We start from the raw sequence: 22,441 nt of genomic DNA, 5'->3' as shown, positions 1-22,441 counted from the left end.
TCAACCCAAACCAATTAATTTAATACAAAATAGAATGAGGACGAAAATGAGCGAATCAGCCAAACCAAACAAAGGCCGTGTTATCGGTATCGATCTTGGAACCACAAACTCTTGCGTTGCCATCATGGAAGGCAAAGATGCAAAAGTGATCCCAAATACGGAAGGTGCGAACACAACACCATCTATGGTTGCTTTCACAAATGGCGGTGAGCGCCTTGTTGGCCAACCTGCAAAAAGACAAGCGGTTACAAACCCATCAAATACATTGTTTGCAATCAAACGTTTGATCGGACGTCGTTTTGATGATCCAATCACAACAAAAGATAAAGATCTTGTTCCTTACAAAATTGTCAAAGGCCCAAATGGTGATGCTTGGGTTGAGATTGATGGAAAAGACTATAGTCCAAGCCAAGTGAGTGCTTTCATCCTCCAAAAAATGAAAGAAACAGCTGAAAATTATCTGGGCGAAGAAGTCACTCAAGCTGTGATCACAGTGCCTGCTTACTTCAACGACAGCCAAAGACAAGCAACAAAAGATGCTGGTAAAATTGCTGGTCTTGAAGTACTTCGTATCATCAACGAACCAACAGCAGCATCTCTTGCTTATGGTTTTGATAAAAAACAAGCTGGTATCATTGCAGTTTTTGACTTAGGTGGTGGTACATTCGATATTTCTGTTCTTGAAATTGGCGATGGCGTTTTTGAAGTCAAATCAACAAATGGTGATACATTCCTTGGTGGTGAAGACTTTGATGCAAAAATCATTGAATATCTTGCTGATGAATTCAAAAAAGAACAAGGTATTGATCTTAAACAAGATAAATTGGCTCTGCAACGTCTTAAAGAAGCAGCGGAAAAAGCAAAGATTGAACTTTCTTCCTCAATGCAAACAGACGTGAACCTTCCGTTCATTACAGCTGATCAATCAGGTCCAAAGCACTTGAACGTGAAACTCACCAGAGCAAAACTTGAAACAATCGTTGAAGATCTCATCAAAAGAACAATTGGCCCATGCCAAGCAGCTCTCAAAGATGCAGGCCTCAAAGCCTCTGAAATTGGGGAAGTGATTCTTGTTGGTGGTATGACTCGTATGCCTAAAGTCATCGAAACGGTGAAAGAATTCTTTGGTAAAGAACCACACCGCGGCGTGAACCCTGACGAAGTTGTTGCACTCGGTGCAGCGATTCAAGCTGGCGTTCTGAGAGGCGATGTAAAAGACATTCTTCTCCTCGATGTGACACCATTATCACTCGGTCTTGAAACATTAGGCGGCGTTTTCACAAGACTGATTGAGCGCAACACAACCATTCCAACAAAGAAAAGTCAAGTCTTCTCAACCGCTGAAGATGGACAAACGGCTGTGACAATCCGTGTATTCCAAGGTGAGCGTGAAATGGCTGCTGACAATAAATTGCTTGGACAGTTTGATCTCTTGGGTATTCCACCTGCGCCACGTGGCATGCCACAAATTGAAGTCACATTCGACATCGATGCCAATGGTATTGTCAATGTGTCAGCTAAAGACAAAGCAACAGGTAAAGAGCAACAGATTAAAATTCAAGCTTCTGGCGGCCTCAATGATGCCGATATTGAAAAAATGGTCAAGGATGCTGAAAGCCATGCAGAAGAAGACAAAAAGCGTAAAGCTCTTGTTGAAGCTAAAAACCACGCAGAAGGCCTCATCCACAGCACTGAAAAATCAATCAAAGAACTCGGTGATAAAGTCGATCCTGCTGAAAAAACGACTGTTGAAGCAGCGATTAAAGAGCTTCAAACTGCAATGGAAAGCGATGATGTTGATACCATTAAAGAAAAGACAGATTCTCTGGCTCAATCTTCAATGAAAATCGGGCAAGCCATGTATGAAGCACAGCAAAAAGAAGCTGCAAGCAGTACTGATGGCGGCGCTGAAGAAGCTAGCAAAGCTGATGAAACCGTTGTTGATGCAGACTTTGAAGAAGTTGATGATGATAAGAAAGCATCTTAACTTTCTAACGACACAAAATACGAGAGGCCAGAAAATGGCCTCTCCTTTTGCATTTTATAATATGAATTCAGGATACCCCCATGGCTAAAGCAGATTATTATGACATTTTAGGCGTTTCACGCGATGCGTCTCCCGAGGACCTCAAAAAGGCCTATCGCAAAAAAGCCATGGAATTTCACCCCGATCGCAATCCAGACAATAAAGAGGCTGAACATAAGTTCAAAGAAGTCAACGAAGCCTATGACGTTTTAAAGGACGAGCAGAAAAAAGCAGCCTACGATCGCTTTGGCCATTCTGCTTTTGAACATGGCGGCATGGGCGGCGGTAGAGGTGGCTTTGATGGTTTTGGAGGCATGGGTGGCTTTGCTGATATTTTTGATGAAATGTTCGGCGATTTTATGGGCGGCGGCGCCAGAGGCAAAGGCCGCGGTTCAGCAGGTCAAGACTTCAGATATGACCTTCAAATCACTTTAGAAGAAGCCTATCAGGGCCTTCAAAAAAAGATCCAGGTCCCTGCAATTGCAATCTGTTCTGACTGTTCAGGCTCAGGCGCTGAAAAGGGCACCAAACCAACCAATTGTTCTATGTGTGCAGGCCATGGTAAAGTCCGTGCTCAGCAAGGATTTTTCACAATTGAGAGAACCTGTCCGACTTGTCACGGCCAAGGCCAGATTATCAAAAACCCATGCAAAAGCTGTAAGGGTAATGGGAAAGTTCAAAAAGAAAAAATGCTCCAGGTCAATATCCCAGCTGGCGTTGAAGATGGAAGCCGCATCCGGCTTTCAGGTGAAGGAGAGCCTGGCACAGGCGGAGGGTCTAATGGTGATCTCTATATTTTCTTATCGATCAAACAGCATAAATTCTTTGAACGCGAAGGTTCAAACCTCCATTGCCGTGTTCCAATTCCGATGACAACAGCGATCCTTGGCGGCACAATTGAGATTCCAACCATTGCAGGCACAAAAGCAGAAGTCACAATCCCCGCTGGGACCCAAAGTGGCCATCAGATTCGTATGAAAGAAAAAGGGATGTCTGTTCTAAGGCGTTCTGTCTTTGGCGATCTCTATGTTGAATTGCAGGTTGAAACGCCTGTGAATTTAACAAAGGAACAAAAAGAAATCATGACCAAATTTGCAGAATTAGAAGGCAATGCCCCCAGCAAATCCAGCCCCAAATCACATGGTTTTTTTGAAAAAATGAAAGACGTGTGGGAAGAGATTAAAGGGTAGGTCAAAAAGCGAGAAATCCTCCATCATCGATATGAGGAAGATTTTCATCCAACAGGCCTTTTTAAACATTAATACTCGACTATGATTTTTATCGGCCAATTTAAAGAGCCATACAGATCAAATTGACCAGGCCCCGTTCCATGAGGTCCTAAAATGACTAAAACACCATTTTCAAAAGAATGAATAGTGTCACCTAGGAATTTGACTTTTGATACCCAATAGTCACCATGTGCATTAAACATCACCAAATGCCCACATCCTGGATATTCCCCCAAGTATCCTAAATAATATGTACCTTGCAAGGTTGAGCGACTCGCATACTCAAGATAGTTACCATTAGAATCTGCATCAACTGTCCCAAAAGTAATATACCCTGGCATTGCTCTGGGATGTGAAGCTGGCAATATCGCATCCACAAAAAATCCTTGAAAGGCAGCGCTTGCTGATTTTCTTATATAATTTTCAACCTCAGAAACCCTAACAATGTGACTCATCATTCCTCCTTATGACTGTTATAGACTCGATCATAACATCAGACTACGGGAAAAACTATTATAGCACAACAAAAAAAGGCCGCAACTGGAGAGAAGGCGGCCTTTAAATTTGGAGAGTCATTGCCCATACCATAAAGGGCACCTTAAGAATTAACAGGATCTCAATTTCTTGTCAACAATAAAAACACCATAATTAATAAATAATTACAGTAATCTTCTCAAAATGGCTTTAATAGGGCGATACCAGTACATTATATTTATGAACGAATACAGAACATTGTTCTTAAGTATATAATTCGCATCATAATTTGTCAGAATTGTCTTCTTACCACCTGCAATTTTAAAATTATATTCGCCCTGCTCAGCTTTTAAAACGACCTCTAAAGAGTTCCTATCTGCAACAATCCCCTCAATATGGCTATAATCGTGATTCTGATGAATCGCAACAATATCCGCTGTTGTATCAACAACTGCTGCACCGCTCTTTTTTGCCCAATACATGAGCCAATTATCCCAATAACCGCGCCCTAATAAAAAAGCTGGTATGTTTGAAAAAAGTGACTTTGGCGCTAAAAAGAAATCAGTGCCGCCTGCAGGATACATATCGCCCGTTGTCAAGGCCTCTGTCCTCAATTGAGATAGAACTTCTCTAGACATATCTGTTATCGGCTGCGTTATGTCCATGTTATATCGACTGCTCACCATCATCACATTTTGCTTTTGAGACAATACAGCTTCCACACCACGCACAAAATCATCCATGAGAATGATGTCTGTATTGATGTAACATAGATAAGGCGTTTGACAAGCCTCAACAGCTCTTTTGAAAATATCACTTAAAAGCGGCACAGGGTAAGTTTCATGCGACTTTAAATTTGCCATATACTGCAATTGATAAGCCTTTGCAATGTCAGAAACGCCCTCATCATCCCCCATCAGAAAAATATTCTCAGGCGGTAAAATCTGTAACCAGCTTCGGATTGCGTTTTGCTGAATCACATCAATATGACCCTTGAAGGCCTTTGGCACCGAGAAAAAACTCACCATTTTTGAAAGCTGAAACATCTTTTTAAACCTTTATTTTGACCTTAAGCAGAGGCTTTTTTAAGCTCTACAGTTGGCGTATTTTCAGAAAAAACCTCACCGAAGGCGCCCCAACTATCGTTATTGTATGAAATAGTCATGTGATTTTTAGATTGCTGATATTGATCAAAAAGGATTTTTTCTAAATCCTTATCGTTGAAATAACCTATACCCTTATCATCTAAACGTTGAAAAAGAAGATTTGCATATTCAGGAGTAAAGCCCGATCCTTTTCCATGCTCAATATGATAGATAGGATACTTAAAGTTCAAATTTTCCATCTTTATATCGGAATGATAAGCCTGATAAAGCAAAACTGAATCAATATGCCATGAATAAATCTCCCACTCTGGGTAGGCTTTTAAGGCAAACCAATCCTCTTTTGACATCAGGGTAAAGTCCCCGCAGGCATTTGTATGGACAAGCCTTTGCCAGTTCAAAAAAGAAAACTGGTTTTTAAGTGTGTAGACCACATTTAACATTTTAACAAAGAGTCCGTTTCCAAAACGCTCCTTATAGGCCAAAATACTTAATGCTTCCATAAGCGATACATGACCTGAACCTCTCTGACAATTCTCATCTTTCTTAAAAAGATTTTTTATAAATAACCTTAGTCTAACAAAAGTGAGACTATAGACCATCCTTAACAATAGTTTTGAAAATAGAAATAAAAAGAGGGCATACGACTGAAGACTTTTCCGCTGCACAAAAAGTAAATTATACTCTTGCCAGGTCAAGATACCCATCGCCGCATTCACACGCAGAATATTCTTTTCGGCATAAGATAATATCTCTTCAAAAGGAATGGCTTCTGGAATTTTATCATCCATATCAAAGCGATCAACACGATACAAGCACCCTGTTTTTAAACTTGTTTTAAAAAATTGAAAAAGCTGATCTGAAAATAAAATATCAATATTCGTTGCCAGAATAAAATCACCCTTTGCACGCCGAATCCCAACATTTTTTGCTAAATATTGGAATAGGGGCAGTTCTTTTGAATGCTTAAATTGTTGATGATAGCTATTCGGCACCACAATAACACGATACTGAAAATACTTATCTGCCTCTGGCCACTTCAATGCCTCATAGAGACCAACACGATCAGGCAAAGGATTCCAATCCACTAAAACCAATTCAATAGAAACTCTATGTTTTTTGGCTTGATGTGCAAGACCATCAACAAAATGCTGCGTCCTCCACAAAGCATTGCCACCATGATCATCATTTCTTGACGTTGCAACAACAGATAACAACACTTCAGCCTCCTCTACATTTCATCAGTAAAACCATTGGTAATCGGATAGCGCCGTTCATGTGCAAGAGCTTTTCTTGTCACCTTGGGTCCTGGAGGCGCTTGACGTCTCTTATACTCAGCTCTATCTAAAAGCCTCGCTACTTTTCGAACAACATCAACGGCATATCCCTTTGATGCGATCTCAGCAACAGACAAATCATCTTCAATAAGCCCTGCTAAAATAACATCTAAATCCTCATAAGGCGGAAGGCTATCTTGATCTTTTTGTCCTGGTTTTAACTCAGCTGATGGCGGTTTGGTGATAATACGCTCAGGCATCACTGTTCCTAAAGGCCCCATAAATGTCGATAGATGATTCTGATTTCGCCATTTCGATAAAGCAAAAACTTCCATCTTATAGACATCTTTAATCGCATTATACCCGCCGCACATGTCACCATAAAGCGTTGCATAACCAACAGCCATTTCTGATTTATTCCCAGTCGATAAAACCATCATGCCAAATTTATTACTCATGGCCATCAAAAGCATGCCACGGGCACGAGACTGGATGTTTTCCTCAGTAATATCTGCTGCCTTGCCTTGAAATTGATCATGCAAAAGTTCACCATAGGCTTGCATCACTTTTTCAATCGGAATGATATCATACTTTATACCCAGCATTGCTGATGCTTTAGCGGCATCATCAAGACTCTCTTGCGAGGTATAAGGCGATGGCATCATCACGGCAAAAACACGTTCTTTCCCGAGCGCATCAACAGCAATCGCAGCTGATATAGCAGAATCAATCCCACCTGACATGCCTAAAATAACACCTTTGAACCTATTTTTTTCAACATAATCTCGAAGTCCAACCACAAGAGCCTGATAGAGATTTGATAAATGATCATTTTTAGATGGTAATTGTTGTTCTTGAGGTTCTATCACACATCGATTCGCTTGTTTTGAAAGATGATAAACTTTGTACTGCTCGTGGAATGACTGGAATTGATCAATGACCTTTTTAGACTCATCCATCACAAATGATGTTCCATCAAAAATCAAGCTATCTTGGCCACCAACAAGATTTACATAGAGTAAAGGCAAATGCACCTCATCAATACGAGCATTGCTCTGCATTTTACGAGATTCATCTTTGTTTGCATCATAAGGCGATCCGTTCAAAACGATCAGAAAATCAGCTCCAGCCTTTTGTAAAGCAGCTGTTGGCTCAGCCACCCACATATCTTCACAAATCAGAGCGCCAATGTTATAGCCTTTAAACTCAATCAGAGTCGTGTCATGCGATGGAGAAAAAACGCGCTTTTCATCAAAGACGCCATAATTGGGCAGAGCCTTTTTCGGGATAACATATTTTAATTCGCCTTGATGAATAAACAAGGCACAATTATGAGTTCTACGACCAATTTTATAGGGAGAGCCAACCAGGAGTGCAGTATCATGCCCTTTAGAAAGCTCAAGAAGTTGCTGAACATAATCAAGCACTCTATCCATAAAAAAGTTCTTCAGCACTAGATCTTCAAGCGGATACCCCGTGACAACACATTCAGGAAATACAGCAAGATCTAAGGAGCTCGAAACCGCCTTCAAATAGAAGTATTTAATTCTCTCAAAATTATACTCAAGATTTCCAACCCATGGATTTACTTGATTCAATGAAATTTTTAACATTTTATCCTCACCGAGCCTTCAATAGCTCCCTTTTTATCACACATATCGACAAAAATCGCAATCACTAAAAAGATTATGTGCCGCAAATTTCGATTATCATTCCAGGTGTTAGATCTTTAATGATTCCAAGAAAGGCATCCCGCTCAATCGCAAGACAACCTTCTGTATAAGGGCGCATGGCTGATTGTAGATGCCAAAAGATTGCACTTCCTTTACCTGGTACAACTGGATCATGGTTATAAAGAATTTCAATCACCAGATCATAGATGCCTTCTTCCAAGTACATTTTTTCATGCCTACCTTCAAAAGGCAAATGCACAAGCTGATTATAGCTTGGATGCGCCTGATCATCGCACCATCCCTCATTTGGGGTAATGGCCCTGAAAGAAAGATTGGTTTCTGGGAGTTGGATTCGATCAGCTCTATAAAAACATTGTCCTAATGAAAAATGGCCAATCGGTGTTTTTCCATCTCCCTCGACCTTTGAAACTGACAATCCATTTTTCCCAAAAAAACAAGGATAGTCTTTGCCTTGAAAAGTCAAAATACCTTTTGAATCAGATATACCGCACTCTGCTCGTAAATCAGCCTTCATGATACTGTCCCTTTCCAAGGGCGCTCAAAAATGAATCAACACGACTCAACTCTTGATTGAGTCGTTCTTTCATCTGGAGAGCCTCCTGAGATATGCCCCATTTTTCTTGTTGATATGTCTCATGTAACAAAGCCGCCTCACAAACACTTGAAACAGAAGCCATTCGCTCTGACAAAGCAAGACCTAAAATAAAAGAATGAGTCAGTTCAACAGCTGTATAGAAACCAGAAAGAGCAAAATCATCAAGCGTCTCTAAGTAAGATAAAAGTTTTGAGCGATCAACCAACTTTGTCTGAAAATCAAATGTTGGCATAAAAGTCATTGATAAAAACTTCCCTGCTCCTTCTAAGTAAAGATCCCAGCAATCTTTTTGCCTCAACACAAGATCTTGAGGATAATGGGCCTGATATAAAAGCAAATCGGTCGAGGCATAATTGACAAGATCCTCAACATACTCATCCCTATTGACTGCAATAAGATCTAAGGCTGTATAGATCAATTGCTGAATAAGCAAAACATCTTTTGGAAATTTTCCTTGGTATGCTTCAAACTCTTCTTGATAGAGAATCGCTAATTGTTTCGTCGGAAAAATCAAAGGATTTTGATGAGGCGTTTTTTTAAGAGCACCATTGATTTTAATGCCATAGCCTTTTGGTTCGATGACACAAACCTCAAAAGTTAAAAGCGGTAATTGATGATGCGACACAGATGACATGCAGAAAACCCTCACTGAAACAATGAATTGAACAAGTCTTTCACATCATTGCTCATTTTATCTTTAAATCTCTGAGGCAAGCTCTGCGTCTTTTGATCAAAGACCGATTGTTTTTTATACTCACCCCTCATCGCCTTTGTACAAGGATCTTTATCAAGCTCTCCTAAAGACATAAAGGATGAAATGAGGCCAAAGGGACCTCCAAGACCAACAGAAATACCGATTTCAGCTCCTTTTTCTGCCAAAGCCATCTTCACAGGCGATGCTTTTAGATCATCATATGAGCCCTTAACATGAAATGGCGTTTTAAAACTAAGGATCTCAAAATGCTTTGCCTTTGGCTCAATAATAAAATTCACCGTTTCTTTTAACAAATGCACTTTTCCCATTCCAAAAAGAGTGTAATCTTGTGTATCTAGAAGCGCATAATTTGTGCCCATCACTCCTTTGCGAATATCAAAATCTGCGACAAGACAATTGAGAGCTGTTGATTGTTTCGCTGCTTCAGCTGGAAATAGAAAAGACAAAACCTCTGAGCGCAAAAAATCAAGATCCAATTTTGGAATTGAGCCCGGGCCTGCTTTGATAACTAATGAACCATTCATTTGATTGATAAATGAGTCAGGACCAGACAGCTTTGAACTCGCCTTCATTTCGATCTGCGCCAAACTCTCAACACCTTCATCTTTCAGAATCATACCGACTTTGGCATTTTTTACCATCAGATCCCAGTTTAAATGGGGCTCTTTTTGAAAATTCAAAGAAGCAAATCCTGACAAATCACCCCCAAATAGTTTTCCCTTCACCTCTGAAACAGTCAGTACATTATTTTTTTGCTCAATGGTTGCGTAGATATTGTCGACAGTCCCCGGATATGCTCCAAAGCTTTTTAAGGCAATATCAGCCTCTCCATCCATATTTTTTAAATAAGGAATGAGCTGATCGAAAAGTCCTGACGTTGATGTTTTATCTCCGCCTTTAAAATCATCAAGATTCAATGCTTTGATTTTCAAGCTTACATCGTATTTTGGCTGATTTTTTAAGAAGACATCGATACTGCCTGTAAACTCACTTTGACGAATTTTCAAAATCATCTTATCGATCTGAACCAAATCTGGATCTGATTCAATTTCAAAATTAAGCTCATAAGGACCAACATCAGGCAGGGATGTCATTAAAAGAGGGTTCAAAGCCGATAATTTACCGCCCAAAATAATTGCTTTTAAATCGAGAACCGGAAATGATTCTTCATAATTCAACAGCGATCCTGTCTTGCCATTTAACTCAAGCGTATTACCCGCATAGCGAACCTTTAATAAAATAGGTTCAGCCTTTGCTTTATCTGAAAAATAATGCGTTGGATAAGGTCCTTGATAATTGACAATTAAAGGAGCGCTTTCAAAACTCCCAACTAATGACAAAGTCAATGCCTCTCCGTCATAAGCTGCCATTTCGGCGTTTGAAATGCCAATCTTTTTCGAGAGACCCTTTTTTTGATCTTCAAAAGAAAAAACCATGTTCTCAATGGTAATATTCTCAACAGCCAGATCAAAAGCCTCGCTCTCAGACTTATCAAAAACAGCAGGCTCAATGTCCCAATTTCTCTCCTCATTTTTTCCCATCACCAAGGATAAGGAGCCATCTTGTAAAACCAAATCATCAACAACAATTTTCCCTGTTAAAAATGAAACAATATCGAATTCAGCTTTCATTTTTGATACAGTTAAAAAAGCGGGAACATCCTGCTGGTTGTCTATTGTTTTTCGCAAGGTTACATCATTCAACTCAATGCCTAAGGGATAATAAGTCAAAATCAAATCACCACCGATCATCAGATCAAGGCCTGTTTCAACCTTTGCATGGTCAATCAATGTTTGTTTGAGCGTCTCTTTATCAAGCTTCGTCAAAAACCGAATACTGACCCCTACAATTGCGAGCAGAAAAATGAGCGTAAGAATAAGGATTGGAGAGGCTTTATTTTTCATGTGATGCCTTTAAACAGTGTTCTTTTTTTTGTGTTTACGAAATTCTGCGATAAAAGATCCTGAGATTTTTTCTGGTTGATCCATGCCGATACGCGAAATCATCTCCTCATAATAACTCGGAATTGGCGCCATGACATCAATCATTTCTTGTTTATCTGATAATTTTGGAACAATCAACCGAAAAGCGTGTAAATACAAATAACCAGGTTTTGCATTCATTGTCTCTTTAGGCGCCTTATATTTAAAATCGCCCAAGATCGGCAAGTCATGGCTGGATAAATGCACACGAATCTGGTGTGTTCTGCCCGTGAGCGGACTCGCCAAAACCATTGAAACATCATGAGTACGGCTGTAAGCAATCGACTCATAATAAGTCTGAGCATCCTTACCTTCATCTTGATCAATTTTGACCTTATCGTAATGACCATCTTTTTGTTTGCCGAGCGGCGCATCAATCAAAGCTTTTTTATGTTTAGCTTTACCAGCACATAAGGCCAAATAAATCTTATCAATCCCTTGATTCTTTAGGAGATCCCCATAGAATCGCGTTGCTTCATTGGTTCGAGCCAGCAATAAAAGACCTGAAGTCTCTTTATCCAAACGATGCAGAATCTTCGGAGCCATGTCTTTGCCATATTGCAAATAAGAAAGATACCCATCCAAATGACGCTTTTGTCCTGTTCCACCTTGCACAGCAAGACCTGCTGGCTTGTTGAAGATAATCAAATGATCATCCATATACAAAACACAGTTTTGCAGATCTTCAATTTCATCATCGCTCAAGGTAAATTTTTGACGCATCAGTGCTTCAAATGGATCCTCATCCCAAATATCCAAAGGAGGCAGGCGCACTGTTTGACCTTTTGCAAGCAGCGTATTTCCTTTTGCTCTTTTGCCATCAATCCGAATCTGTCCTTGACGAATCAACCGCTGGAGCAACGAAAAAGAAAGTCCCGGAAATTTTTCCTTCAACCATTTGTCTAAACGACGCTGGTCATGATCTTTTGTAATAATATGAAATATGGGCTGTGCCATGGTATAAATCCTAATTGTTTAAAGTCTATCGTTACGAGAATCCTGATCTTCTTTTAATTTTTTCCAGAAAGCAATTCTTTTTAAAATTTCTTTTTCAAATCCACGCTCCGTTGGCTGATAAAACATCTTACCTTCAAAAGCTTTTGGCAAAAAATCTTGCCCCGCATAGGCGTGTGGAAAATCATGATCATAACGGTAATCCTTGCCACATCCTTGCTCTTTCATCATTTTTGTAACAGGATTAATCAGATGCAAAGGAACTTCAATATTCACATGACTCTCAACAGCTCTTTGAACAGCCTTTTCAGCCACGTAAAGTGCATTTGATTTAGGCGCTGTTGCAAGATAGGCAGCTGCTTGATACAAAGCTAGATTACCTTCTGGTGAGCCAAGACGCTCATAGGCCTGCCAAGCGGCAATCGCTTGAGGCAAAGCATTTGGATCAGCAAGGCCGATATCCTCAGTTGCAAAACGCACCAAGCGTCTTGCAATATAATTACCATCTTCGCCACCTGAAAGCATGCGCTCTAGATAATAAAGGGCGGCCTGACAGTCTGATCCGCGCAAAGACTTATGCAAGCAGCTAATCACATTGTAATGATTTTCGCCCTTTTTGTCATAATTACCAGGGCGTCTTTGGATCAAATCTTTTAACATTGCAACTGTGATCGGTCCAACTGTCGCTGATCCATGAAAAGTTGCAAGCGCTTCAATGAAATTGACAAGAGCTCTTCCATCCCCACCAGACATCTCAATCAAAGCTGCTTCAGCATCAGGCTCAAGATTCAAAGATCTTTGCAAAAAATCTTCTGCCCTTTTTAAAATGCCCCGCAAAGCCTCATCAGACAAAGATTTCAATTGAAAAACCTGAACGCGCGACAATAAGGCTGAGTTGAGCTCGAAAGATGGGTTTTCTGTTGTTGCCCCAATCAGCGTGATGACGCCTTTTTCCAAATAGGGCAAAAAACTATCCTGCTGTGATTTGTTGAAACGATGAATCTCATCAACAAATAGAAATGTTTTCTGACCCAAGCTTTGGCGGGCCTCTGCCTCTGCAATCACGCGTTTAATATCAGCAACACCTGAGAAAATAGCAGAAATCTGCTCAAACACACATGTTGACGGCAAAGCCTTTTCAACCAGACGCGCAATTGATGTTTTGCCACACCCCGGTGGGCCCCACAGAATAAAAGATTGAAACTGATTCTTTTGAAACATCAGTGAAAGAGCATGATTTTGAGCCAAAAGATCAGACTGACCATAGAGATGCTCAAGGCTTTGTGGCCTTAATTGCTCGGAAAGAGGAGCGTTCGGTTTTAAAGAATCGAAAAGCATCGAAATATCCAACAAATTCAAAATGAAATGACTGAAAAAAACGTAGCACAAAATTACAAGAAACACCAGAAATACATTCAGACCAGAAAGCAAGTCAACGATACGCCTACGTCACTCAGAGTCGCCTCCATAAGAGGCGACTCTGAGTGACGATTAAGTGATAGTCAATTCAGCACCACAGGCCCTGTTCAAGCTTTCCTTTCTCCTTGACTTATGCCTCCTTATTCTACAAAATACAGCAAATTCATTCCATTGGAGAGCCTTTATGAGTCATATCGCACCAGCAACAAACACAGACCCAAATGGCCTGACTTTTTTGTCAGGACATACCTACACAAGAATCACGCTCTATCTTCCTTTTCAAGAAATGCTGGACTACAGACTCATCCGCAAAATGACTGAAGAAGAAGCAAGCAGCTTCGGACTCGTCTTACGAAAAAGAGCTGTCTTTCATGTCCGTTCTTTTGAAGATATCTCAAACGATAATAGATTAGCTCCTTTCAACAACCTTCAGTACTTTTACTTAGATCTTTCTCATTTACCAAAAATAGACTTTCCTTTCATCCATCAATTCTATGAAAAAGAGAATCAATCAAAATGTCAGTCAGTTGTAAAACTGAATTTTGATAATCGGAGCATTGTAACTAAGCATCTGTTTGATTTTTTAGGACGCTTTCCGGAAATGAAAAAACTTCGCCTTGCCAATTATCCAAGCACTTGTGTTCGCTTTATTATTTCTCATCTCGTAGAGCCGTACTTTAAAAATACATTCATCAGTTTACGAGAGCTTGATTTAAGCGCTCATCACTCTACTTTCCCAAGTGTAAATACAGGAGCCCTAGCAAGTGAGGATTTGGTTAGGGCGGCTCTTTCCTTTACGCTCGGAGCCTGCAAATTTTTACGTGTCCTAAACCTGACTGGATACAATCAACTTCGGGGCATGTTAGATGACGTAGCGCAAGAATCTCGACTGCCAACATCTACTTTTGCCATCACCAATACTCTCAGAAATCTAAGAAGCCTCAATCTCAGTCAAACACCTATTGATCTACCCCAATTTGAAATGATTATGAGAACATGCAATTCCCTAGAAGTTCTTATTTTAGAAGGCTGCGATAACTTGGAAGTATCAATAGAAAAAAATGAACTATTTTGGTATGAAGTAAAGAGCAAACTTGGAAGGCTAAAAGAGCTCAACCTGAATAACACGCGCTTATTAAAGGCTTCATTTAATAATTACATGATCAAAAATTGTACGTCTCTTGAACGGCTCTCCTTACAAGGTTATCGAGATATTATCTTTCGTAGTCAAGATGTCGATGACCTGAGATATTGTTTCCGTCATCTCACTTACATCGATTTGCGTCAGACAGGCATTGATGAGGCATCGCTGCAAATCTTAAAAGATGTAGCACCGAAGTTAGAGCAGATTTTGCTTTGATTGAGCTGAAATGTTTTTTAATCGAGAACTTTCAATCGCTAAATGCAGTTCTTGTCTTAGACGATTTTCTAATGGTTTTGTTATATACTGAGCAACGTGTATATCGCCTTCATTCAACTGAAGAAGTTCGATCTGTTCGCAATCCTTCTCAGCGCAAAGAATAATCCCTAAGGGCGAGGCTTCACCTTCTTTCCGTTCATACTTATCCAACCATCTCAAATAAAGCTCCATCTGTCCTTTGTAAGCTGCGTTAAATTTTCCAAGCTTTAATTCAACAACAATAAGCCGTTTCATAGTGCGATGAAAGAACAACAGATCCAGATAATAATCCTCTCCACTAATAGTCAATCTCTTTTGCCGTGCGATAAAAGAGAACTCACCACCCAATTCAAGAAGAAATTTTTCCATTTTATGAAGAATTGCGCTTTCTAAATCGCGCTCACTATATGTATCTTCTAAATTCAAAAATTCCAAAACATAGGGATCTTTCAAAGTTAAATCTTTTGACAAATTCCCTGATTTTCTAAGCTGATCTAAATCATGAAGGATGGTTGATTCTGGTTTTCGGGATATAACTGTACGTTCAAATAACATTCCTTTTATTCTATCACGCAAAACACGCACACTCCATCGTTCGACACGACAAATTTCAGCATAAAATTCTCTTTTTACAGGATCTTCTATCGGAATCAGCTCTACAAAATGACTCCATCCTAATTGTTGCGACAGTGTCGCAACAATCTCAAAGTCAGGAAATTCTTCGTAAAACTTAATCATTCTTGATAGTGCAGACTGTGTAAATCCTGATCCAAAATCACACTTCAATTGTTGCGACAGTGTCGCAACAATCTGATCTCCATAACTCGCCCGGGCATTTTGAACAATCTCTATCTTAATTCTTTTACCGATATTCCAATTTAACAAAACAAGTTCACGATTGATAACTGAAAACGCTCTAACCTTCGCTTGATCAATCATGTTTTTAATTTCAGCCAGCAGAACTTTAGAAACACTATCTTTAGATATCATAGCCATAAAATAATCCCCCCTACCAGCTGGTACTGACCTCAAGCCTCACTCCATCGAGCGTCATGTTATGATCTTTCCGGCCAGAAACGCCTGTATTATGGGTCATTGAGTTCACACCTGGTGAGACAGGACGATCAATCCCGATCCAATTTTCAAAACCATAGCCAATGCGAATCCCATAGCCTCTGTCCCCCGGTGATTTATTCTCAAATGAAACACCAACGCCTCCTGTCATATGTGGCACAAAAGCGTAATCCTTAAAATGAACTGGAGTCGTGCTTGCGGGCACAGCACCAACTTGAACGCCAGAAAATTTTGTTTGATGCTCTCCGAACAGGCCTGCTATCCCAAAGTTTAAATCAACTGAAAAATAAGGATTAAAGGCATATTTTCCCTCAAGAGCAATGGAGGGACCTGCCCCTTTGAAAGACTGCTTTTGGCTTTGCGTTAAAACATTGCTCGCATTCTGATACTGATAATCCTGATCCAGCGTGAAATAAGCAAAGTCGATACCAGGCGTCACTGTTAAAGCAAATGGAGATAATGAGATAACCTTTTTCCCATATATGCCTGAGTGCCAAAGATCAAGCTCAGTCTTTGCAGCAGCAGATGTGAAAAGACTACTATTCGCCATTCCGAAACCAGGAGCAGCAACCAGATCTGAGCCTGAAGTGCTGTTTTTAGCATCAGCTGCAAAATATTGCATAAAACCACCCAGAATCCACTGATTCTGAACACGCCGCTCAAGGCTCACACGCACGCCAGGCTCATTATCAAAATCTTGCTTATAAGTAGAACCCGCGGCACCATTGTTATCGTTCTGTTGCGCATAAATCAAATCATTTAACCGTGGCCTTAAATATAAAGCCTCAACAGCACCACGCCACTGCCAATCTGGTGATTCCTGGTGAACAAAGGCTGCTGGCGCCGCTGTTGGCATATAAGCACCACGCTCAGGCAATGAAGATGTTTGCCTACGCAATCTACTCTGCGGAGATTGAAAATAAGCACGCTGCGCATGATGTTCTTTCACTGCCTCTTCATAGGCTAAATCATCTTGTCTGTCCGCCAGTTCTTCAAAATCTATATTTTGTTCTTGCTCTGGATATACATCACCCACCTCGATTGAATCAGAAAAGTCAGACTCATTTTTTGATTGAGGCTTTCCATATGCCTGAGTCTCCAGCATCTCAATCTGCTTTTGAGCCTTTGCTAACTTTTTTTCAAGCAACTGAATCTTTTTTTCTTTCACATCCAGAAGTTGATGATACAATTGCTCTTCTTGCCCTCCCATGGCATTACCCAAGGGAAAGATCAAGAATAGAACGAATAATGAACATATAATTTTTTGTAATACTTGCATGACAACTCAATTCTTTCTGTTTTTTATGGCAATATCATGTAAAAAATTTAGTTGCAACCTTTTTTTATTTTTTATTTACAAAAAAGAAGCCTAGGATAGATTTTAAAGAGGATATACAAATGGCAGATCTTATCACATTCTATAAAATGCAAGGCCTTGGCAATGATTTCATTATTTTTGATATGAGACTCAACTCTCTTCATTTCAGCCGGAATGATTTGCAAAAAATGGCTGATCGAAAACATGGCATCGGTTGTGATCAAATTATTTACATTGAAACGCCCCAGTCAAAAGATCATCATTGTTTCATGCGTATTTTAAATGCAGATGGCTCAGAAGTCGAACAATGCGGGAATGCTGCTAGGTGCGTTGCGGCCTATCTCACAGAAATTTCAACCCTCTCTGGTGATATTTTAATTGAAACAACAGGCGGGCTCCTCAAAGGCACACATATGTGGGGCAATCAGTATGGAATGATCTTTCCACCACCACGCTTGCTTGCCTCTGACATTCCTCTGGCTGATGATTTTAAAACAACGCCTGTTCCTTTTGTTTTTGATCAAGACCTGAAAGATCCTTATGCTGTGAATATTGGCAATCCGCACCTTGTTTTCTTTGTTCCTGACGTCTCTCAGATCGATCTTGCAACAATCGGCCCTTTGATTGAACATCACCCTCTTTTTCCAAAACGGATCAATGTTGAAATCGTTCACGTCTTATCACCTGATCATTTGCGCATGCGTGTGTGGGAACGCGGCGTTGGCATTACGGAATCTTGCGGAAGTGGAGCCTGCGCAAGCGTTGTCGCGGCTCATTTAAAAGGCATTATCAATCACAAAGCAAAAGTAACGATGGATGGGGGCGATCTTGACATTGAATGGACAGCTGATGGCCCGATTCACATGAAAGGCTCCATTCAGTTTGTCTTTAAAGGCACGCTTGATAAATCGTTTATAGAAGAAAAAGCTTGATTTGTTAGATTTTTTTTGCATTATATCCATATGATGACACCAAAAGATACAGACATTCCAGAAGCACAACCTTCTCAAGACACCCGCTTTTATGGGCGCCGCAAAGGCCGCTCTTTTAAATCAGGCCAAAAAACCTTGTTGACAAATTTGCTCCCAAGGGTTGAAATTACTGAAGAGATGGTTAAATGCATCTCACCTAACTTTTCTTTGAAAGATTTGCTGAAGGCACTTTCTTTTGATCACACAGATTACAAATCCATCTGGTTTGAAATCGGTTTCGGCGGCGGTGAACATATTGCGCAGAGAGCTGCTGATAATCCTGATATTGCTTTTATCGGCTGTGAGCCTTTCATCAACGGTGTTTGCTCTTTACTAAAGCACATCAATGATAAAAACATCACAAATATCCGCATTTTACCCGATGACTGCAGGCCTCTTTTAGAGAGACTGCCGAGCAATTGTTTCGAGAAAGCCTTTTTACTTTTCCCTGATCCCTGGCCAAAACTCAAACATAGAGAGCGTCGCTTTATTAATCCTCAAAGCCTTAAAGAGCTCACACGCCTTTTTAAGCAAGGGGGCGAATTCCACTTTGCCTCAGATGATCCTGTTCTTTTAGAATGGTCTGTGAGTCACTTAAAGGCTGATCCGCACTTTATTCTCGATTATACAGCGCCTAATGACAATGAATCTCGCCCTGATTCTTGGCCACAGACACGCTATGAACAAAAAGCAATTGAACAAGGCCGAACTTGCTATTTTTACCACTTTACGATTCAGAAATAGCTTAAGGCCTGTCGACTAGGGTTGACTATAAGTCATCCTGAACTCGTTTCAGGATCTGTAGATGCTGAAATAAATTCAGCATGACACATAAAAGACGGCAGCAAGGCAGAAAATTAAAATATCACTTCGGGTGATAGTTCACAAAGGTCACTTGATAGGCCTTTTGTTCCTTTTTCTTCCAAGCGAAGACGATGCGCTCTGGGATGCTGTCTGAGATTCTAAATGAACAGATCCGGCAGCCATTTCTCTCCCATGGCTTTAAGTGATCAACACCAACTAAACCGCCGAGACCCTTTTTCAATTTCTCAAACTTATGAACTTTTTTGAATAATTTCAGATCTGCTGAATCTGCAAATGATTGAAGAAGATCACGTACAAGCGCTGTATATTCTCTGGCTTCTCTTTTGCCTTCATAAATCTCCTGCGTGCCCTTCTCAAAACTCGCAATCCTGCCGTAGATTTTAACAGGCTCTGCACCATTGTCAGCTGGTAAAAGACCTGCGGCAATTAACTCTTCTTTTGTATAAAGCTTTGAGAGTCTCTGACTTTTACGAAGCTCATGCTTCTCTTTTTCTTTCGCTAATTGTTCTTGCGTTTGCTGAAAGTCCAATTTTAATGAGTTTCGTGAGAGGCTACGGCTTAAGCGTCTTTCAAGCGTCACGCTCCTTCTTTTCTCTTTTGCTTCTGCTTCTTGTGCAAGACGTTCTTTGATCAAACGCGTTTCTGAAACTGACGGCTCTTCAATCTTCGGGATTTCAGCAAATACAGGCGCTTGATCTAATCTCATCGAGGCCCTTCTTTCTTGCTGATACGCCTTGCGCGCAACTTTTTCATGCGCTTTTGCAATAACTTTCTTTGCATCTGCAAGCGCCGTTGAAAATGATTTTGAAAGCTCTTCCATCTCTTTTAAAATCTGCGGCGTAATCATATCGCCTTTCTCAACAGAATCCTGAAGCACTTTAATGCGACTGAAGACCTTTACTTGCAATTCTTTTCCTTTCACCTCTAACCACTGCCTCTTAAGCTCTTCGTATCGAGGCATGTCTCGAGTGACAAGTGCCATCAGAGCATCAAATTTCATTCTATAGGGAACTTGAAGTTTTACCTGTGCAGCCTCCTGATCTACTGTCTTCTTAAATTGATTCTCTATCTCTTTTTTAGTCGCACGTAATTCTTGAAGCGTGCCTAAAGCAATTTCTGCTGATCTAAATTTTTGGTCTGCTGCCTTTTTATACCAAAGGGCAGCCTGCTCCCAATCTTCTGAAACACCTTTAGCAAATTGATAACAAGCCCCTACATTATATTGAGCCTCTGCTAATTCTTTATTTGCAGCGTCTTGAAATAATAGAAAAGCTTTAACGAGATCTTTATCAACACCATAGCCATTTTGATAACAAGAAGCTAAATTGTTTTGAGCAAGAAGATCTCCTTTATCAACTCCTCGCTGATAATATGAAACCGCCTTAACCAAATCCTTGGAAACACCGAAACCAAGTTGATGACAAGAACCCAATTTGTTAAGTGCCCTTCCATGCCCTTGATCGGCTGCTTTTTGAAACAAAAACACAGCAAATACTGCATTTATTGGGGTACCCCAACCCATTTGGTAACATTCGCCCAAATTGTATTGAGCCCCAGCATGTCCTTGAATTGATGACTTTTCATACCAATGTACGGCCTGAGCTAAATCTTTTGGGACACCAAAGCCATTTTTATAAAAATCTCCCAAAAAAGACTGGGCATCTAGATCCCCCTGATCAGCTGCCTTCTGGAAAAGATCCCTCGCTATTTTCAAGTCTACCTCAACGCCTTTTCCTTCAAAATAACAACGGGCTAAATTATATTGAGCGGCAGCATGTCCTTGAATTGATGACTTTTCATACCAATGTACGGCCTGAGCTAAATCTTTTGGGACACCAAAGCCATTTTTATAAAAATCTCCCAAAAAAGACTGGGCATCTAGATCCCCCTGATCAGCTGCCTTCTGGAAAAGATCCCTCGCTATTTTCAAGTCTACCTCAACGCCTTTTCCTTCAAAATAACAACGGGCTAAATTATATTGAGCGGCAGCACATCCAAAATCAGCAGCCTGTTTAAACAATAAAATTGCTTTTGTCAAATCAACCTCAACGCTATCCCCCTCGAAGTAAAACGTTCCTAAATTATTAAGGGCCATCGGATGACCTTTTTCAGCTGCTTGCTCTATCAAAGCTCTGGCTTCATTTCTTAATTCGACACCCTCATTCCTTTTGACATTATGACAAAGATAACCTAAACTATTTTGAGCCTCTGCATATCCTTGGTCAGAAGATTGCTTAAATAACTCATGAGCCTTCATCTGGTCACTCTCAACACCCCTCCCGCTTAAATAACAATAACCCAATGTATATTGAGCCTCTGCAAGCCCTTGATCTGAAACTGATGTAAGCAGCGCGAATGCTTCAGCGCTGTTAAAGCGATGCTTTTTTATGTCCCTCTTCGACATGCCTTGCGGAAGGGATTCTTTCGGGATCATCAAAGAACAAGCGCTTAAAAAATCAAGATATTGCTGATTACTTAAGAGACGCTGAGGCAATTTTGCTTTTTCTTTGGGAGGCAAATAGGTAACAACTCTCTCAGACAAGAGAATATTCTGTACCGTTAAATCCTGCTCTTTAATTGTGACTGCTTTATACCTGGGATTTACCTTCAAAGGTACGCCATTTTGAAGATCATAGAGATAAAAAGTGTATGTTTTGTGATTTATTTGTCCGTGTGAAACAAGTGTCATTTGAAAATCCTTTTAAAAATGCTCAGATATAAATAATATAACATTATAAACAAATAAGTATAAATGTCAAGTGATATTCAATGAACTTTCCCCATTTTTTCAAAATAGCAAAATTCACTTCCTAAATCACAACTTTTCTTGGCTCTCTTAAACTTTCATTCTATTTATTTTTATTTTTGGGGAAGGTCCTGTTTTTTATGGGTTGAATTGGCTATTGCTGCTACTCTCCATCACGCCTTATCAGCATCGGCACCAGGATCAAGGCGGAGTCTCTTTGCCTCAGAATTTGGTGCATCGCTTGATCTTTTGAGCTCATTATTTTGCAGGGTCATCACACTGCTTTGTAATTGCATGATCATTGTCCGCATTTCATCCCTATCCTTTTTCAACTCAGTATTTCTTGCCTTTGTAGGGAGATTGTCTGTTCTTGGTTTTTGAGAAGGGTATTGCTGGTGCATGTCCTTGATCTGCCGCTAATTTATATAGGCGAGCAGCTTCAATAGGGTCTTTGGGAAGATTGCCTTTACCGTAGTAATACATTTCTGCAAGATTGAATTGCGCTGGTGCATATCCTTGATCTGCCGCTAATTTATATAGGCGAACAGCCTTAATCAGGTCTTTGGGAAGATTGCCTTTACCGTAGTAATACATTATGCCAAGATTATCCTGCGCTGGTGCATATCCTTGATCTGCCGCT

General features: G+C 40.3%; 19 protein-coding genes. 5 read left to right on the top strand and 14 right to left on the bottom strand.

Features of this window, described 5'->3' with window-relative positions; all coding sequences use genetic code 11:
* Window positions 1-46: 46 nt before the first annotated feature.
* On the top strand, window positions 47-1,987 hold the full coding sequence (dnaK, locus tag KBF71_01395; protein ID MBP9876974.1) for a molecular chaperone DnaK: 1,941 nt from the start codon (window positions 47-49) through the stop codon (window positions 1,985-1,987).
* Between the two features lie 80 nt (window positions 1,988-2,067).
* Complete coding sequence (gene dnaJ, locus KBF71_01390) at window positions 2,068-3,216, top strand: molecular chaperone DnaJ (protein ID MBP9876973.1); 1,149 nt, start codon at window positions 2,068-2,070, stop codon at window positions 3,214-3,216.
* A gap of 68 nt (window positions 3,217-3,284) precedes the next feature.
* Here dnaJ and KBF71_01385 read toward each other — a convergent pair whose 3' ends face one another.
* The 9 genes from KBF71_01385 to KBF71_01345 form a co-directional block, all read right to left on the bottom strand.
* Complete coding sequence (locus tag KBF71_01385) at window positions 3,285-3,710, bottom strand: hypothetical protein (GenBank protein ID MBP9876972.1); 426 nt, start codon at window positions 3,708-3,710, stop codon at window positions 3,285-3,287.
* Window positions 3,711-3,914: 204 nt separating this feature from the next.
* Window positions 3,915-4,775 carry a hypothetical protein gene (locus tag KBF71_01380; GenBank protein ID MBP9876971.1) on the bottom strand — a complete coding sequence of 287 codons (861 nt, stop codon included), beginning with the start codon at window positions 4,773-4,775 and terminating at the stop codon, window positions 3,915-3,917.
* 23 nt (window positions 4,776-4,798) lie between these two features.
* Window positions 4,799-6,052: a hypothetical protein gene (locus KBF71_01375; protein MBP9876970.1), complete on the bottom strand. Its 1,254-nt coding sequence runs from the start codon at window positions 6,050-6,052 to the stop codon at window positions 4,799-4,801.
* Window positions 6,053-6,063: 11 nt separating this feature from the next.
* Window positions 6,064-7,722, bottom strand: coding sequence for an NAD+ synthase (locus tag KBF71_01370; GenBank protein ID MBP9876969.1), 1,659 nt, complete (start codon window positions 7,720-7,722; stop codon window positions 6,064-6,066).
* Between the two features lie 73 nt (window positions 7,723-7,795).
* On the bottom strand, window positions 7,796-8,317 hold the full coding sequence (locus KBF71_01365; GenBank protein MBP9876968.1) for a hypothetical protein: 522 nt from the start codon (window positions 8,315-8,317) through the stop codon (window positions 7,796-7,798).
* On the bottom strand, window positions 8,307-9,032 hold the full coding sequence (locus tag KBF71_01360) for a hypothetical protein (GenBank protein MBP9876967.1): 726 nt from the start codon (window positions 9,030-9,032) through the stop codon (window positions 8,307-8,309). Before KBF71_01360 ends, KBF71_01365 begins: the two co-directional genes overlap by 11 nt.
* Before the next feature lie 11 nt (window positions 9,033-9,043).
* On the bottom strand, window positions 9,044-11,017 hold the full coding sequence (locus tag KBF71_01355; protein MBP9876966.1) for an AsmA family protein: 1,974 nt from the start codon (window positions 11,015-11,017) through the stop codon (window positions 9,044-9,046).
* 9 nt (window positions 11,018-11,026) lie between these two features.
* The gene (locus tag KBF71_01350; GenBank protein ID MBP9876965.1) at window positions 11,027-12,052 is read right to left on the bottom strand and encodes an RluA family pseudouridine synthase; all 1,026 of its coding nucleotides are present in this window, start codon (window positions 12,050-12,052) and stop codon (window positions 11,027-11,029) included.
* 18 nt (window positions 12,053-12,070) lie between these two features.
* Window positions 12,071-13,387 (bottom strand): replication-associated recombination protein A, encoded by a 1,317-nt coding sequence (locus KBF71_01345; protein MBP9876964.1) that lies wholly within the window; start codon window positions 13,385-13,387, stop codon window positions 12,071-12,073.
* A 265-nt stretch (window positions 13,388-13,652) separates the two neighbouring features.
* On the opposite strand from KBF71_01345, the gene KBF71_01340 reads away from it, so the two are divergent.
* Window positions 13,653-14,828: a hypothetical protein gene (locus tag KBF71_01340; GenBank protein ID MBP9876963.1), complete on the top strand. Its 1,176-nt coding sequence runs from the start codon at window positions 13,653-13,655 to the stop codon at window positions 14,826-14,828.
* Here KBF71_01340 and KBF71_01335 read toward each other — a convergent pair.
* Together KBF71_01335 and KBF71_01330 are read right to left on the bottom strand one after the other, a co-directional pair.
* On the bottom strand, window positions 14,808-15,863 hold the full coding sequence (locus KBF71_01335) for a DUF1016 family protein (protein MBP9876962.1): 1,056 nt from the start codon (window positions 15,861-15,863) through the stop codon (window positions 14,808-14,810). The two genes, KBF71_01340 and KBF71_01335, sit on opposite strands and share 21 nt — an antisense overlap.
* A 13-nt stretch (window positions 15,864-15,876) precedes the next feature.
* Window positions 15,877-17,220, bottom strand: coding sequence for a hypothetical protein (locus KBF71_01330; GenBank protein ID MBP9876961.1), 1,344 nt, complete (start codon window positions 17,218-17,220; stop codon window positions 15,877-15,879).
* 119 nt (window positions 17,221-17,339) lie between these two features.
* On the opposite strand from KBF71_01330, the gene KBF71_01325 reads away from it, so the two are divergent.
* Both KBF71_01325 and trmB read left to right on the top strand, forming a co-directional pair.
* Complete coding sequence (locus KBF71_01325; GenBank protein ID MBP9876960.1) at window positions 17,340-18,191, top strand: diaminopimelate epimerase; 852 nt, start codon at window positions 17,340-17,342, stop codon at window positions 18,189-18,191.
* A gap of 33 nt (window positions 18,192-18,224) precedes the next feature.
* Window positions 18,225-18,974 (top strand): tRNA (guanosine(46)-N7)-methyltransferase TrmB, encoded by a 750-nt coding sequence (gene trmB / locus KBF71_01320; protein MBP9876959.1) that lies wholly within the window; start codon window positions 18,225-18,227, stop codon window positions 18,972-18,974.
* A gap of 121 nt (window positions 18,975-19,095) precedes the next feature.
* Here trmB and KBF71_01315 read toward each other — a convergent pair whose 3' ends face one another.
* The 3 genes from KBF71_01315 to KBF71_01305 form a co-directional block, all read right to left on the bottom strand.
* Window positions 19,096-21,744, bottom strand: coding sequence for an SEL1-like repeat protein (locus KBF71_01315; GenBank protein MBP9876958.1), 2,649 nt, complete (start codon window positions 21,742-21,744; stop codon window positions 19,096-19,098).
* 230 nt (window positions 21,745-21,974) lie between these two features.
* Window positions 21,975-22,112, bottom strand: a complete 138-nt coding sequence (locus KBF71_01310; GenBank protein ID MBP9876957.1) for a hypothetical protein — start codon at window positions 22,110-22,112, stop codon at window positions 21,975-21,977.
* Between the two features lie 22 nt (window positions 22,113-22,134).
* Window positions 22,135-22,441 (bottom strand): sel1 repeat family protein (locus KBF71_01305; GenBank protein MBP9876956.1); only part of this gene is annotated, 307 nt, incomplete at its 5' end.

This window comes from Alphaproteobacteria bacterium, assembly GCA_018063245.1.
In the GTDB taxonomy this organism is placed as follows: domain Bacteria; phylum Pseudomonadota; class Alphaproteobacteria; order JAGPBS01; family JAGPBS01; genus JAGPBS01.
The sequence above is the reverse complement of the archived record's forward strand: the minus strand, read 5'-3'. Positions and strand labels throughout refer to the sequence as shown.